We start from the raw sequence: 1,828 nt of genomic DNA on the forward strand, positions 1-1,828 counted from the left end.
CACCTTTCTGAAAACTTCAAAAATACCGGCATGCTGACCAGCATGCTAAATAATAATAAAAAACATATCCGTAGTTTTGCAGAACGTAGCCAGAGTGAACTCCAATATTTAGCGAGTTTGAAGGTATTGACTTCCTTCTCGTCCATGAACAAAAGAAAAGGGGTGCCCGGACATAAGGAAGTGAAAGCAATTCTGGGCTGGCATGAATGGAAAGGCAAGGATGGCGAGTTCAATTCGGAACTGTTCCGCTCTTTTTCGTCCATGAATCATGACAGAGGCATACTCAAACATGGTGAAGTGAGAGAGGTGCTGGGCTGGCCGGAATGGAAAGACAAAGATGGCGAGTTGAGTATCGAGCTGTTCCGCGCTTTCTCGTCCATGAATAGTAGTAAAGGCATGCTCAAACATGAGGAAGTGAAAGAAGTGCTGGGCTGGCCTGAATGGAAAGACAGTGATGGCAAGTTCAGTGTGGAGCTGTTCCGCACCTTCTCCTCTTTGAATAGCGGCAGAGGCATGCTTGAACATAAGGAAGTGAAAGAGGTGCTGGGTTGGCCCGAATGGAAAGGCAAGGATGGCGAGTTCAGTATGGAGCTATTGCGAGCCTTCTCGTCCATGAATCATAACAGAGGCATGCTGAAACATGAGGAAGTGAAAGAGCTGCTGGGCTGGCCGGAGTGGAAAGACAAGGACGGCGAGTTCAGTATAAAGTTGTTCCGTTCCTTCTCGTCCATGAACAGTAGCAAAGGCATGCCCAAATATAAGCAAGTCAAAGAGGTGCTGGGCTGGCCGGAATGGAAAGACAGGGATGGTGAGTTCAGTACAGAGCTTTTCCGCGCCTTCTCGTCCATGAATACAAGCAAAGGCATGCTCAAACATAAGGATGTGAAAGAGGTGCTGAGCTGGCCGGAATGGAAACACAAAGACGGCGAGTTCAGTATAGAGCTTTTCCGCGCTTTCGCGTCCATGAATAGTAGTAAAGGCATGCTCAACCATGAGGAAGTGAAAGATGTGCTGGACTGGCCGGAGTGGAAAGACAAGCATGGCGAGTTCTGTATGGAGCTGTTCCGCTCGGTCTCATCTATGTACGCAAAGAGAAGCCTGCCCGAACACATGGAAATAAAAGAAATGCTGGGCTGGCCGGAATGGAAAGACAAGGATGGCGAGTTCTTTATGGAGCTGTTCCGCGCTTTCTCGTCCATGAATAGTAGTAAAGGAATGCTCAAACATGAGGAAGTGAAAGAAGTGCTGGGCTGGCCGGAATGGAAAGACAGAGATGGCGAGTTCAGTATGGAGCTGTTCCGCGCCTTCTCGTCCATGAATCGTAGCCAGGGCAAGCTCAAACATGAGAAAGTGAAAGAGGTGCTGGGCTGGTCGGAATGGAAAGACAAGGATAACGAGTTCAATATACAGCTATTCCGCGCCTTCACGTCCTTGAATCATGGTCAGGGCATACTCAAACATGAGCAAGTGAAAGAGGTGCTGAACTGGCCGGAATGGAAACACAAGGATGACGATTTCGATATTGAGCTGTTCCGCGCCTTCTCGTCCATGAATCATTCCAAAGGTGTGCTCAAACATGAGAAAGTGAAAGAGATACTGAACTGGCCGGAATGGAAACACAAGGATGGCAAGTTCAATATGAAGTTGTTCCGCACTTTTTCGTCCATGAATTGTGACCAGGGCTTGCCCAAACACAAGCCTGTGAAAAAAGTGCTGGGCTGGATAGGTGACTACGGCCCTCCCAATCATTGGCTACTGCAAGTTATGACCAGACTCTGGAAATCAGCAGGGCTTCCTGCGGTTGAAGTACTGCAACATCAGGAAAGGC

1 protein-coding gene is annotated in these 1,828 nt (G+C 48.4%); it reads left to right on the forward strand.

From position 1 onward, the window contains the following. Positions 1 to 42 precede the first annotated feature (42 nt). A partial coding sequence (locus tag KDK18_RS04720; RefSeq protein WP_257253564.1) for a hypothetical protein occupies positions 43 to 1,828 on the forward strand: 1,786 nt, incomplete at its 3' end.

The organism is Endozoicomonas sp. SESOKO3, assembly GCF_024606255.1.